Annotated in this window: 10 protein-coding genes; 5 read left to right on the top strand and 5 right to left on the bottom strand. The window is 42.9% G+C overall.

The window, feature by feature from the left end; all coding sequences use genetic code 11:
* Window positions 1-64: 64 nt before the first annotated feature.
* From secDF to VJ786_RS03300, 4 genes are all read right to left on the bottom strand, one after another.
* Window positions 65-3,091 (bottom strand): protein translocase subunit SecDF, encoded by a 3,027-nt coding sequence (gene secDF / locus VJ786_RS03315; RefSeq protein ID WP_134776831.1) that lies wholly within the window; start codon window positions 3,089-3,091, stop codon window positions 65-67.
* Between the two features lie 134 nt (window positions 3,092-3,225).
* Window positions 3,226-4,275 (bottom strand): glycosyltransferase family 4 protein, encoded by a 1,050-nt coding sequence (locus VJ786_RS03310; RefSeq protein ID WP_134776830.1) that lies wholly within the window; start codon window positions 4,273-4,275, stop codon window positions 3,226-3,228.
* Window positions 4,275-5,450: a glycosyltransferase gene (locus VJ786_RS03305; protein WP_099367865.1), complete on the bottom strand. Its 1,176-nt coding sequence runs from the start codon at window positions 5,448-5,450 to the stop codon at window positions 4,275-4,277. The genes VJ786_RS03310 and VJ786_RS03305 overlap by 1 nt, the downstream gene beginning before the upstream one ends.
* A 290-nt stretch (window positions 5,451-5,740) precedes the next feature.
* On the bottom strand, window positions 5,741-6,217 hold the full coding sequence (locus VJ786_RS03300) for a hypothetical protein (RefSeq protein WP_134776829.1): 477 nt from the start codon (window positions 6,215-6,217) through the stop codon (window positions 5,741-5,743).
* A 212-nt stretch (window positions 6,218-6,429) separates the two neighbouring features.
* Between VJ786_RS03300 and guaB the strand changes: the two genes are divergently transcribed.
* The gene (gene guaB, locus VJ786_RS03295) at window positions 6,430-7,905 is read left to right on the top strand and encodes an IMP dehydrogenase (RefSeq protein WP_099367351.1); all 1,476 of its coding nucleotides are present in this window, start codon (window positions 6,430-6,432) and stop codon (window positions 7,903-7,905) included.
* 221 nt (window positions 7,906-8,126) lie between these two features.
* The gene (gene nhaA / locus VJ786_RS03290; protein ID WP_099367352.1) at window positions 8,127-9,296 is read left to right on the top strand and encodes a Na+/H+ antiporter NhaA; all 1,170 of its coding nucleotides are present in this window, start codon (window positions 8,127-8,129) and stop codon (window positions 9,294-9,296) included.
* Between the two features lie 8 nt (window positions 9,297-9,304).
* Here nhaA and VJ786_RS03285 read toward each other — a convergent pair whose 3' ends face one another.
* Window positions 9,305-10,159 (bottom strand): helix-turn-helix domain-containing protein, encoded by an 855-nt coding sequence (locus tag VJ786_RS03285; protein WP_099367353.1) that lies wholly within the window; start codon window positions 10,157-10,159, stop codon window positions 9,305-9,307.
* A 132-nt stretch (window positions 10,160-10,291) separates the two neighbouring features.
* On the opposite strand from VJ786_RS03285, the gene fucP reads away from it, so the two are divergent.
* Genes fucP through VJ786_RS03270 form a run of 3 tightly spaced genes read left to right on the top strand, consistent with a single transcriptional unit; the run spans window position 10,292 to window position 13,556 of the window.
* The gene (gene fucP, locus VJ786_RS03280; protein WP_134776828.1) at window positions 10,292-11,545 is read left to right on the top strand and encodes an L-fucose:H+ symporter permease; all 1,254 of its coding nucleotides are present in this window, start codon (window positions 10,292-10,294) and stop codon (window positions 11,543-11,545) included.
* Between the two features lie 5 nt (window positions 11,546-11,550).
* Window positions 11,551-11,886: an L-rhamnose mutarotase gene (locus VJ786_RS03275; protein WP_134776827.1), complete on the top strand. Its 336-nt coding sequence runs from the start codon at window positions 11,551-11,553 to the stop codon at window positions 11,884-11,886.
* A 5-nt stretch (window positions 11,887-11,891) separates the two neighbouring features.
* Window positions 11,892-13,556: a UxaA family hydrolase gene (locus tag VJ786_RS03270; RefSeq protein WP_134776826.1), complete on the top strand. Its 1,665-nt coding sequence runs from the start codon at window positions 11,892-11,894 to the stop codon at window positions 13,554-13,556.
* Window positions 13,557-13,568: the final 12 nt, after the last annotated feature.

The following is a 13,568-nucleotide window of genomic DNA, read 5'->3' as shown; positions in this document are numbered from 1 at the left end:
TTATAAATAAAAAAGCCTTGATGGTCAACATCAAGGCTTTTTCTGATTTTATTATGATACTCGATTATGGAGTAACCACTTTTGCTTGTTTTTTCTCTTCAGGTTTTGCTGAAGAAGCTAGATGCTTACCACCACTTAAGTCGTAGATGGCTGGAGCAGCTAGGAAGATCGATGAATAAGTCGCAACGACGATACCCACTAAGATGGCGAAAGAGAATCCGCGGATAACTTCTCCACCAAATACAAATAATACCGCTAGAACGAAGATTACAGTCAATGAGGTAATCACGGTACGGCTTAATGTAGAGTTGATCGCTTTATTGATCGTTGTACCAATATCTTCTCTATGCGCATCTGGTTTTTTCAGGTACTCACGCAGACGGTCAAATACAACGACCGTATCGTTCACTGAATAACCCAATACCGTAAGGATAGCCGCTACAAAGTGTTGGTCGATATCCAAAGAGAAGGGAACAATACCATCCAAGATCGAGAATAGACCTAAAAGGATGATCGCATCGTGGATGGTTGCAATTGCAGCACCCGCAGAATATTGCCATTTGTGGAAACGAACCAAGATGTAGGCAGCAATGACAAGGATGGATAGGATGGAAGCATAGATTGCTCTGTCTCTAATATCACTTGCGATCGTTGGTCCTACTTTCTGTTGCGAAAGGATTTCGTATTTACCTTGAACTTTAGAAAGTCCTTCGTTCAATTTAGACAATACTTCCTGATCTGCAGCATCGCTGGTCTCTTCGATATGGTAAGAAGTCGTTACACGTAATTGATTGTCCGTTCCAAAGGTTTTAACCTCGGTAGTGGTTCCAAAAACATTATCCAAATTCTCACGTACTGTTTCAGCAGCTACCGGAGTGTCATACTTAATGGTATAGGTACGTCCTCCTTGGAAGTCAACGCCGTAAGAGAATCCTTTAACAGCAATAGCACCAAGAGAGATTACAATGGCTACCAATGAAACCAAATAAGCTACTTTTCTTTTCTTGATGAATGCGAAGTTTGCATTCTTCAAGGTATGGTTAGACCAAGGGAAAGAAACGGTAATTTTCATTTCCTTGCTCAACATGTATTCGAAAATCAAACGTGTAATGAAGATCGCGGTGAATAAGGATGTAATGATACCGATCATTAAGGTTGTTGCGAAACCTTGGATTGGTCCCGAACCTGTAAAGAATAGGATCAAACCTACTAAGAACGTCGTGATCTGGGAGTCTAAGATGGAAGGCATAGCATGCTTATAACCATCTTCTACCACTTTACGCATGGATTTACCAAGCGCCATTTCCTCACGCATACGCTCGTAGATCAGTACGTTCGCATCCACGGCAGTACCCATCGTCAATACGATACCCGCTATACCTGGCAGGGTCAGTACGGCATTTAAGGATGCCAATACGCCCATAAGGAAGAACACGTTGAAGATTACCGCAATGTTTGCAGCAATACCTGCACGGTTGTAGTAAGCGATCATGAAGGCCATAACCACGATGATACCGATCACCGCAGAGTTAACCCCTGAATCGATAGCTACCTGTCCTAAAGAAGGACCTACGATCGCTTCTTCCACGATTTTAGCCGTTGTTGGAAGACGACCAGCTTTCAATACGTTTGCTAAGTCTTTGGTATCTTCGATCGTGAAGTTTCCGGAGATGGTCGAGTTACCACCAGCGATTTCTCTTTCTACACCTGGAGCGGAGTAAACCACACCATCCAACACGATAGCTACAGAATATCTACCTTGAGCGGCAGCAGCTGTAACACGTTGCCAATCGCGCGCGCCTTGTGCGTTCATCGCCATGGAAACGATCGGTTTATTGGTCTGCGGATCAAACTCATCTCTAGCGTTGGTGATCACATCACCTGTCATGGCAGGACCATTCTCGTTACCTGAAGTTCTGATAGCAAATAAGGAAAGGATGTCTTTCGTTTGTGAAAGGCTCTCCGGTTTTACCGCCCATAATAGGCGCATATTGCCAGGAATGATCGATTTGATCTCTGGACGAGCCAAGTAAGCATTTACTTTAGCCGTATCTTTAAGGTTTGCATAACCAACTACTGCACCAGGACCCAATTCCATTTGTCCGGAAGGACCTTGGCCAACGTTTGGCTGTAAGATGGAGAATAATGGATTTCCTGCTGTTAGGTCAGCGGCATTGCTTGCATTAGAATCAGCCGCATTTTTGTTTGCGCCTAATTTTGATAATAGGTTATCTTCTTTTTTAGTCGTATCAGCTGCGTTGTTAGCTGCTGCTGTCGTATCAACTGGAGTAGCCGCTACTGCTGCTGGTTTGTCAGCTTTTAAGGTAGTTGCTAAGGTACGGTTGATATTGTCCATCAACTGGTACACATCTGCATTGTTGAAGGTCTCGTAGAATTCCAATTTTGCAGATCCTTGAAGAAGTTTGCGCACGCGCTCTTCATCATTGATACCCGGAAGTTCGATTAAGATACGGTTGGTACCTTGTTGGATCTGAATGTTAGGGGAAGCAACACCGAATTTATCGATACGCGTACGAAGTACTTTGTATGAGTTTTGGATGGCATTATCAGCTTCTTTATTCAAGAATCTCTTCACATCAGCTTCAGAACTTCCTGCTTGGATCTCCGCTGCATTATCCGTGGTCGCGAAGAACGACGCGATTGGAGTTGCTGCACCGGTAGCTTTGTACTCATTTAGAAATAAATCAATCAACGATGTGTTGGTTGTTTTGCTTTTAGCAATAGCTGTCGCCAATGCTTTGTTAAAGTTTGCATCTTTAGGCTTGTTCGCCAAGTTGGTAATCAACTCGTCCAAGGAAATCTCCATGGTCACGTTCATACCACCTTTTAGATCAAGACCAAGAGCAAGTTCATTTGCTTTTGCTTCACGGTAAGTGAATTTCGCGATACCTAAGTTATAAACTACTTCGCTTGCCATGGAATCTAGGTAGGCTTTTTCTTTAGCCAGATCACCATTTGCATAAGCTGCGGCATCTTTTTCGACTTTGCGGGTCACAAAAGTGAATGATATGGAGTAGAGGCACGCTAAGGAAACCACTATCACCAAAAATTTAATCAGCCCTTTACTCATTGTCTAATCGTAATAAATTATGGTTTTTTATGTTGTTTTTTAAGCTTAATAATATTTACCAAGAATCGCAAAGGTATAAAAAAAATGTATAATGAAAACAAATATTTTTGACCTTATCTCCTGATCTACTTGGATTAAATGGATTGGTAAATTTGCCAATATTCTGCGGCCGCCTTGTCCCAGGTAAATTGGGATGCCCAAGCCTTAATTTCATTGGAACGATCCGCAGATGCTATAATGCTTTTCAAGCGTTCGGCTCCAAATGCCATCAGGTAATCCTTGTCCACCGACTCCAGGTAAAAGGCTTCCGGACCACCAACCTCCGGTAAACTGGTGTAGGTGGAGAGCAGTACTTTTTTACCAAAGGTCATCGCTTCGATCACCGGAAGGCCAAAACCTTCGGCAATGGAAGGAAATACAAATAGGCTGCAATGCTTTAGGTAACTGTATTTTTCTTCTTCCGAAATGGGGCCGGTGAGCAGTACACGGTCTTCTACCTGTAGCTCTTTAGCAATTTGCAGGATTTCTTCCTGGTAGTTCTCTTCCTGTACAATACCACTGATGACCAATTTATAGTCGTTTCCTACCAAAAGATAGGGTAGGACATGGAAATTCTTTTTTCGCGCGATGGTTCCTATGCTGAACATAAAAGGACCATCTATAGGGGAGTTTGGACTGGCCAAATTGATCTTGGAAGCATCGATCGTACTACCGTTATAGATCACCTGGATTTCTTTTCCCTTCAGGTCGCAATGCTTTTCTACATCTTCCTTCACAAATTTGGAGATCGCTACAACCGCATCAGCACGGTCGATATTCCGTTGTACCTTTGCGAGGTACTTCTTGACTTTCTCCGGTGATTTTCCTTCCGCAATGAAATTAAGGTCATGTATGGTAAGTACGACTTTGCATTTTCCTTTGTTCGGTAGGTAAGGGGATAATTGGAAATTCGCATGATAGACATCATACCCTTTCCAGCTAGGTTTTAGGAATTTCTGTATCGATTTCTGACGGATGTAGTTTTTATCCTCGCCAAATACCAAGGGCGATTTCTCGTTGTGGTAAAAATAGAGATCGGCATGGGATGGTTTAGCGGTTAAAAGTGCATTACCCAGGTTTAAACAATAATGGTATAAACCGGTATGCGCATATTTCATTCGCTCTGTATCGAATACAACTTTCATTATTTCTTATTGAATGGATCCAATAAAGAATCCATAAGTACTTTTTCTTCCTGGGCTAAATTATAAAATGATTTCATTAATTCCCGTCCTTGCTGTGCAATAGCTTGTCGGAAAGGCTCGTTTTCTAGCAGTTTCTGGATATGATCAGCAAATTCCTGCGGTTCATCACTTACCAAACAGCCATTATTTATTTTATTCACCAGGCCCGTTACGCCATAGGAATTTGTAACAACGGGAATACCCATGGAAAGGGATTCCAGAACTTTGATCTTGATCCCCGTTCCACTTAACATGGGGCAGATCGAAACCTTGGAGGATTGATAAGCTTCTTCCAGGTCATCTACAAAGCCAAGTTTATGGATAGAGGGATGGTCTACGACGTGCTGCGCTATTTTACCGATTACCGCAATTCGGATATTCTTTAATAGCGGCAGTACCTCTTTGATAAACCAGTTGATGCCTTTTATATTATGGGGATTATTGCTAGCCACATAGATCAGATCATACCTGAAAGATTGTTCTGCCTGTTCGGGAAATAAGGGGTAACCGATCGGGATCAGCTTGACGGGGTTATTGACCACCTGGCTGAACATAAATTGTTCTTCCACCGAAAAGGTCCAGATGCAGTCGAAAGTTTTCAGGATGCGAAATTCATCCCGGAGGTTTTTTCCCGATTTTGCAGGATGGTCAAGGTCAGACTCCTTTTGCAAAGAAATAAAATCGTGGGTGTCGTTAATGGTATAGGCGCGATAGGGTAGGTTTTTAATAAGTGTTCCCCATTGGGCATAAGAAATGATGACTATGTCGTATTTTTTTTTGGACAGCACCTTCCGAAACGTCCGATGCATCAACAGGGTAGTCAAATCAATTCGGTTCTGATAGAATAGCCTATGCAGAAAATTTGGGATTTTATAACGGAATAGATAACCCAGAAGATTATCCCGCTTGATTTTTCGTTGAATAAGCTCCAGGCCCAGCTTGGGATATTTTTGATGGAATTTTATCTCCGATTCCTGATCCCAGTCGCCCCAGATATGCTCAGACACAAAGTCAGTTTCGAACATGCTGTCGCGCTCATTGAAGAAAGATAGCATCTGTCGGCATCTCGAAATATTTCCTGCATGACCCTTCATCGGGTTATCGGGCATGAAATAAAGGACTTTTTTTCTGTTCATGTAATAAGACTCAACGGTTCTTTTAGGGAAGCTGCTACAATTTACCTAGCTAAATAACGAAAATTTAACTAGAAAATTAGTTTATTTTCTCTTTTAAATTCCTAACCTAAAAGGCTGTTTTCGGGGTAAAAACAAGGTTATAGTATGTTTAAAGCAGGTTTTTGTATGCTTAGCATAGGAAAAGCATACTTTCACCATGCTTTCACCCTACTTTCACAGCGATGCCAAACCGACCTTTTAAAACAAAAATGGCGGCCATTGGCCGCCATTTGTTTTTCTTTTTGGTAGACTTATTTCAATACGAATTTCACACCGAAAGTGAAACCACCGCCATCGAAACCAGTGTCATTATTCAAACCTAAGTATGGTTTGTAGTCTAAGTGCATAGCGATTGGAATAGTAGGGATTTTGTACTCTAAACCAACTTGAGGACGGATACCGAAGCTAGTAGAAGAGTTACCATCGTGACTCCAGATACCAACTTGAGCACCAACACCCGCGTACCATGCTAAACCGTCTGCATTAGGGATAGCTTTTTCATATTGCCAATCTGCTCCGAAAGAAACCCAGTGGTTACGGAATGCAGCCTGCAATTGTAAAGCTGAAACATTTGTTAATGCTGTTTTGTACTGAATACCTACGTTAGAACCATCGTAACCGTCGAAAACGATACCCAATGCTGATTTGTAAGGTGTTTGAGCTTGCGCTTCGTTAGCAGCAAATGTTAAAGCTGAAACTGCAAATAGAGATAAAAATAATTTTTTCATGTGAATTAATTTATGTTTTCCATTAACCATACATTATCAAAATGTGAATATTGTACAGTTATTTCATTTCAATCTAAGCAAATAGTTTGCCAAAAAACAGTAAAACTAATTTTAATGTCATTTAATTCGTTTCGGCCTTTTATTTATTTTGCTAAAATCAGAGATTTTCCGTAGATTTGCCTCGCAAATAGGAAACCCCATTATTATTTGCTATGCAATTAGATCCACAAAAATTCGTACAAGAAGGACTTACCTACGACGATGTACTTTTGATTCCAGCTTATTCTGAAATATTGCCTCGTGACGTAGACACCAGTACCTTTCTAACTAAAAAAATCAAATTAAACATCCCTTTGGTGTCCGCAGCGATGGACACTGTAACTGGAGCTGATCTTGCGATCGCGATCGCGCAGGCCGGTGGTATTGGGATGCTACATAAAAATATGACGATCGCAGAACAAGCTGCGGAAGTTCGCAAGGTTAAGCGCTCGGAGAGCGGTATGATCCAAGATCCTGTTACCTTATTGGAGACAGCGACAGTGGGTGATGCCTTCCAGATCATGCGTGACCATAAGATCGGTGGTATTCCAGTGATCAATCTGGAAGCCAAATTGGTAGGGATTGTGACCAACCGTGACCTTCGTTTCCAAAAGGATATGGCAAGACCGATCAGTGAGCTGATGACCAAAACAAATTTGGTAGTTGCTCCAGAAGGTACTGACTTGATCAAGGCGGAGGAAATCCTACAGAACCACAAAATTGAAAAATTACCGGTAGTTGATACCAATGGGATGCTTAAAGGATTGATTACCTTTAAGGATATCCAAAAATATAAGCATTACCCAAATGCCGCAAAGGACGAACATGGAAGATTGTTGGTTGGTGCAGCAGTAGGTGTAACGGCTGATACCATCGAACGTGTGGATGCCTTGGTGAAGGCTGGGGTAGATGTGATCACGATCGATACGGCCCATGGACATTCTTTGGGTGTAGTTAATAAATTAAAAGAAGTTAAGTCAAAATATCCGGACCTACAGGTTATCGTAGGTAATATCGCTACGGGAGATGCGGCTAAAATGTTGGCTGATGCTGGTGCCGATGCTGTTAAAGTAGGTATTGGTCCAGGTTCGATCTGTACCACCCGTATTATTGCAGGTGTTGGTGTTCCTCAATTATATGCTGTATACGAAGTGGCAAAAGCATTGAAAGGAACTGGAGTTCCTTTGATCGCTGATGGAGGGATCAAACAAACAGGTGATATCGCCAAAGCTATTGCAGCAGGAGCACACACGATTATGGCAGGTTCTTTATTTGCCGGCGTAGAGGAAGCACCTGGAGAGACCATTTTGTTGGAAGGCCGTAAATTTAAGTCCTACCGCGGAATGGGATCAGTGGAAGCTATGGAAAAAGGTTCCAAAGACAGGTATTTCCAGGATGTGGAAGACGATATCAAAAAATTGGTACCTGAAGGTATTGTTGGACGTGTTCCATATAAAGGTACATTGGCTGAAGTGGTTTACCAATATATTGGTGGATTGCGTGCTTCCATGGGTTATTGCGGTGCAGCGACCATCGAAAAATTACAAGAAGCTAAATTCGTGCGTATCACAGGAGCTGGTTTGAGAGAGTCTCATCCTCACAATATCCAGATCACCAAAGAGGCGCCAAATTATAACAGTAGAGGTTAACCTTACTTTATAAAAGGGGATTTTCAAAGGCCAGAGCATTTTGCTCTGGCCTTTTTGTTTGGTTATATCATGGATATTAAATTATAGATATTATCTATGCAATAATTCTGATGTATGCTAAGGAGATTCCATATTTTAGCCGTATTCGAGAGTAAATCGAATAATCTACCTCAAAATATATAAATAAAATTTATAGGATAATTAACTATTAAGGAAACAGTATGGCAAAATTGATTAATCTGAATGCATTCAAAAATTTCTTCCAATCGAGTAATGCAGGGGGTATTCTCTTATTCATCTGTGTGATATTTTCCATGATCGTGGCGAATTCACCGCTGGCAGGATCGCTCCAGACCTTGTTGGACCGACAGCTGGGATTTGAAAATGAGAGCATCCACCTCCGGTATTCCGTATTGTTATGGATTAATGATGGATTAATGGCCATATTCTTTTTATTGGTAGGTCTGGAAATCAAAAGGGAAATTGTGGAAGGGGAGCTTTCTTCGCCTAAAAAGGCCTCATTACCTATTTTGTGTGCGATTGGTGGTGCCGTTGTTCCGGCATTGATCTATGTAGGCTTTAATGCAGGTCAAGAAACAGCTAGTGGTTGGGGAATCCCGATGGCGACCGATATAGCCTTTGCACTGGCCGTGATCGGTATGTTGGGGAAACAGGTGCCAAGTAGCCTGAAGATCTTTTTGGCGGCTTTGGCCATCGTGGATGATTTGATCGCTATTTTGGTTATCGCATTTTTCTATTCCTCTGGTATCGAAGTGTCTTATCTGCTATACGCCTTAGGTGGTCTGTTGATCCTGATCATCATGAACCGATTAAATATACAGAATCCTTATCTATACCTTATTCCGGGTGTATTCATCTGGTATTTTATCCATCATTCCGGTATTCACGCTACCATAGCAGGGGTTTTGGTGGCTATGACCATCCCGACAAACGATACGGATGTAGAATCTCCATTGGAAAGATTGGAGCATGCCCTGAGCAAACCGGTGAACTTCCTGATCATTCCGCTTTTTGCCTTTGCCAATACCAATATCACCTTGGAAAGCGAAATGATCGGCGGTCTGACCTCTTCCTTAGGTTTGGGTATTTCCTTGGGATTATTGCTTGGAAAACCAGTCGGTATTCTACTGACTTCCTACCTATGTACAAAATTAAAGTTGAGCAGCCTGCCGGAAGGAAGTACTTGGCGTCATGTATTGGGGGTAGGTCTATTGGCAGGTATCGGTTTTACCATGTCCATTTTCATCGCGATCCTCTCGTTTAAGGATCCGTTGAGTATTTCAGAAGCAAAACTATCCATTTTGATCACTTCTTTATTGGCGGGTATCATTGGTTTCATGGTATTGAAATCCAAGAAAACATATGCATAGACGTCCTGCTATGCCTGTCTGAACTGCAATGGGGTCTGTCCGATGATGCTTTTAAAGTTTTTGTGGAAGCTCACAAAATTATTGAAACCACTATCGTAACAGATTTCCTTCAGGGATAGTTTGCTGTTCCTCAGCTGACTGCAGGCATGGGAAATGCGTAATTCTGTAATGAACTGAACCGGCGTCTTGCCGGTTTTTTGTTTGAAATACCGACAGAAAGAGTTTTCGGTCAAGCCAGCCAATCCCGCCAGATCCGCTAATTTGATCTTTTGCTTATAGTTTTCCCGCAGGTATTCCATCAAACTGTTCATCCGGAACTGGTCTTCCGATTGATGGAGTATGGAATAATTTTCGGAGGTAAGCTCTTCTTTTGGGCTGTTCTGCATCAGGCTAAGGAATTTCAGGAACGCGATGAAGCGATCCAAGCCTTGGTTGACCAGCATGTGCTCGAATAGGGGTTGGATTGCCGTATAAGAATTCGAATCAAAAAAATAACCGCGTTCGGATTGATCGATCAGGGTTTTGATTTCAAGCAGTTCGGGGGTGGAAAAGAACCGTTCGATTCCGAGATCTTTTTTGAAGTGGATGACCAGGCAATCAATAGCATGAGGTTCTGGATTGTCCACAACATCCTCTTCAAAGAGCCAATAATGGGCAATCTGCGCAGGTATAAGAACCGTTTCTCCAGGTTGAACAGGTTTTATCCTGTCTCCGATAAAAAGTGTCCCAGAGCCTTTTAAAATGTGTACAATTTCCAGCTCATCGTGGTAATGCCATATCTGATGATGCCGCGGAGCATAATCTCTTCGGATCTGGAAACTTTCGTTGTACTGCTTGGGAACTTCGAGCTGCTTGATGATCATAATTGACTAATTTATTCATTTTTTATCAATATCATTCGCATCAAATGATAATATAGTTTATAAAAAAGGTAATTTTCTTCACTCCATTCTGCAATTTAATCGCTTATTTAGGTCTTCCAATAAAAACCATCTATGAGCAAAGCAAATAATACATTGGCTATTATCTTAATCACATCCCTGTTCTTCTTTTGGGGATTTATCCATAACCTGGATCCGATTTTGATTGCGCATCTTCGGAGCGCGTTCAGTCTGAGCCATTTACAGGCTTCACTGATCGATTCGGCCGTTTTTGTGGCTTATTTCGTCATGGCCATACCCGCAGGGATTTTCATGAAAAAATATGGGTACAAAACCGCCATCTTGATCGGTTTGTTATTATTTGCTGTCGGTTGTTTCCTGTTCGTACCTGCCGCCAATACCATGAGTTATCTGTTCTTTCTGATGGCGTTATTTGTCTTGGCTTGTGGGATCACGATCCTGGAAACTGCAGCCAATCCTTATATGACCGTTCTAGGGGATCCGAGCAAAGCTACCCAACGGTTGAATTTTGCCCAGTCTTTCAATGGTTTGGCTTCCTTTGTTGCTCCTTTATTGGGCGGGTACATTATTTTGGCAAAACCACCATTAAGCCATGAGGAAGTTGCTGCGTTGGATGAAACAGCCAGAACGGCCTATATCCAGGCAGAAACGGCCATTGTAAAAGGGCCTTATATCGTATTGGGTTGTGTTATTTTATTGGCGGCTTTGTTGTTTGCCCTGATCAAACTCCCTGAAGCAAAAGAGGAGGGGGATTCCAATGCCAGTGTATGGTCCGCATTCCGTCATAAGAATGTGCGTTGGGCCGTGATTGCCCAATTCTTCTATGTGGGTGCCCAGATCTGTGTCCTGAGCTTTATCATTCTCTTTGCTACGGAGGTAGCTGGGATACAGGCTTTTGATGCGAAGGATTATGCCGCTATCGCTGGTCTTTTGATCGTTATCGGTCGTTTCTTGGGCACTTTTTTGATGCGTTATATCCTGCCATCCAAATTGTTGTTGATCTATGCGGTGATAGCCTGTATCTTAACACTGATCAGTATATTCGCTTCTGGCATGGTTGCACTCTACAGCATGGTGGCGATTGCCTTTTTCATGTCCATTATGTTCCCAACGATATTTGCGATGGGTGTGGAAGGAATCGGCGGGGATACCAAATCGGCATCCAGTCTGATCATCATGGCGATTGTTGGTGGTGCCATTTTTCCGCCCTTATTAGGCTATATTTCGGATAGCACCGGCCATATGCAATATGGGTATTTTGTTGTTTTAGTTTGTTTCTTTGTGGTGGTCTTGTTTGCCCTGAATAATAAATCTGGCGAACAGGTCATCTCCACCAAAAATCATTAATGGGTATGAAGAATAGAAAATATGCGTTAGCACTGGATCTGGTAAATGATCCAGTTCTGATTAAGGAATATGAGACCTACCATGAGCGGATTCCTACGGAAATCCAACAGTCGATACAGGATGCTGGGGTAATATCCATGCAGATATATCGTTTTGAAAATAGGTTATTTATGATCATGGAGGTAGATGATCAGTTTAGTTTCGAGCGCAAGGGGGAAATGGATGCTCAGAACCCGCATGTGCAGGATTGGGAATCCTTGATGTGGAAATACCAGCAGGCCATTCCGGGCGCAAAACCAGGAGAGAAATGGGTATTAATGGATAAAATATTTGAGTTATAGATATCATGAATAAAAAGAATGTAGCGTACTTGCAGATTCATCCGAAGGATAATGTGCTGGTTGCGCTTAGGGACCTTTCGGAGGGTGAATCGATCGGGTTTGGGGGAAAGGAATTCTCCCTTCGCCAAGCGGTGAAAGCGAAACATAAATTTACGTTAAACCCCATGTTGAAGGACGAGGAGGTGTATATGTATGGGGTTTTGGTAGGGAAGGTTAATGAAGATCTTTTGGAAGGAACATTGCTGAGCACCGAGAACCTCCGGCATGCTGCGGAGCCATTCAAACTGGCTGCCCGTAAGTTGGATTGGGAAAGGCCTGATGTGTCCGCCTTTGAAGGTCGGACTTTCCAGGGATTTCATAGAAGTAATGGTACCGTAGGTACGGCCAATCATTGGTTGGTTATCCCATTGGTTTTCTGCGAGAATAGAAATGTATTGACGTTGAAGACTGCTTTGGAGGAGAAACTGGGTTATCAGGTGCAATCAAAGGATTATTCTAATGAAGTAGACCACCTTATCGAACGATATAAGGCTGGCGCTTCCGTAGATGACCTGTTGAACCTGGATCTGAGTGCTGGAACCATCAACCAGGAGCAGAAAAGGCTATTCCCGAATGTGGATGGGGTTAAATTCCTGAACCATGATATGGGATGCGGCGGTACCAGAATGGATTCAGATGCCCTTTGTGGCCTCTTGGCAGGTTATATTACCCATCCGAATGTGGCCGGGGCAACCGTATTGAGTTTGGGATGCCAACATGCGCAAGCTTCCATTCTGAAAGCAGAAATCCTAAAGCGTGACCCCCATTTTGACAAACCTTTATATGTTTTTGAACAACAATTGGAAGGAACCGAGCAGGATTTGATGCAGAAGGCCATTAAAGCCACTTTCTCAGGATTGGTGCAGGCCGATCAACTGAAAAGGGAACCTGCGGGTTTGGATAAACTATGCATCGGCTTGGAATGTGGTGGATCGGATGGATTCTCTGGGATCTCCGCCAATCCTACTTTGGGGTATATTTCCGACATGCTGATCAGTTTAGGGGGATCGGTTATCCTATCGGAATTCCCGGAACTATGTGGGGTGGAGCAAGAGCTGAGCGATCGTTGCCTGAACGAGGAAATGGCGGAACGGTTCATGCAGTTGATGAAGGTATACAATGCTAAGGCAGAGGCAGATGGTTCAGGTTTCTACATGAACCCTTCACCTGGAAATATCCGTGATGGACTGATCACAGATGCCATAAAATCGGCCGGAGCAGCCAAAAAAGGTGGTACATCGCCGGTGACTGCGGTGGTAGACTATCCAGAATTGGCGAATCAAAAAGGCTTGAATCTTTTATGCACTCCGGGAAATGATGTGGAAAGTACCACGGCAGAAGTTGCAGCAGGTGCCAATGTTGTCCTGTTCACGACCGGATTGGGAACTCCTACTGGAAACCCGATTGCTCCGGTGATCAAGGTATCCTCCAATACCAAGATCTATGAGAAGATGGCGGACATCATCGACCTGAACTGTGGGACGATTATCGACGGGGAGGAAAGTATTGCCGAAGCCGCCCACCGGATCCTGGACTATGTGATACAGGTGGCAAGTGGCGAAATAAAAGCGAAAGCGGTGTTGATGGGTCAGGATGATTTCATTCCTTGGCGTCGTGGAGTTTCGCTTTAATTAGATATTGTA

The organism is Sphingobacterium tenebrionis (genome assembly GCF_037126265.1).
Classification (GTDB): Bacteria; Bacteroidota; Bacteroidia; order Sphingobacteriales; family Sphingobacteriaceae; genus Sphingobacterium; species Sphingobacterium tenebrionis.
Note: the sequence above shows the minus strand (reverse complement) of the source record. Positions and strands in the feature narration are given on the sequence as shown.

What these genes read in the sequence shown, in the direction of transcription:
- VJ786_RS03285 (WP_099367353.1), bottom strand. Translation starts at nt 10,159, where the DNA reads ATGATCATCAAGCAGCTCGAAGTTCCCAAGCAGTACAACGAAAGTTTC.
- VJ786_RS03270 (WP_134776826.1), top strand. Translation starts at nt 11,892, where the DNA reads ATGAATAAAAAGAATGTAGCGTACTTGCAGATTCATCCGAAGGATAAT.
- VJ786_RS03300 (WP_134776829.1), bottom strand. Translation starts at nt 6,217, where the DNA reads ATGAAAAAATTATTTTTATCTCTATTTGCAGTTTCAGCTTTAACATTT.
- guaB (WP_099367351.1), top strand. Translation starts at nt 6,430, where the DNA reads ATGCAATTAGATCCACAAAAATTCGTACAAGAAGGACTTACCTACGAC.
- VJ786_RS03310 (WP_134776830.1), bottom strand. Translation starts at nt 4,275, where the DNA reads ATGAAAGTTGTATTCGATACAGAGCGAATGAAATATGCGCATACCGGT.
- nhaA (WP_099367352.1), top strand. Translation starts at nt 8,127, where the DNA reads ATGGCAAAATTGATTAATCTGAATGCATTCAAAAATTTCTTCCAATCG.
- secDF (WP_134776831.1), bottom strand. Translation starts at nt 3,091, where the DNA reads ATGAGTAAAGGGCTGATTAAATTTTTGGTGATAGTGGTTTCCTTAGCG.
- VJ786_RS03305 (WP_099367865.1), bottom strand. Translation starts at nt 5,450, where the DNA reads ATGAACAGAAAAAAAGTCCTTTATTTCATGCCCGATAACCCGATGAAG.
- VJ786_RS03275 (WP_134776827.1), top strand. Translation starts at nt 11,551, where the DNA reads ATGAAGAATAGAAAATATGCGTTAGCACTGGATCTGGTAAATGATCCA.
- fucP (WP_134776828.1), top strand. Translation starts at nt 10,292, where the DNA reads ATGAGCAAAGCAAATAATACATTGGCTATTATCTTAATCACATCCCTG.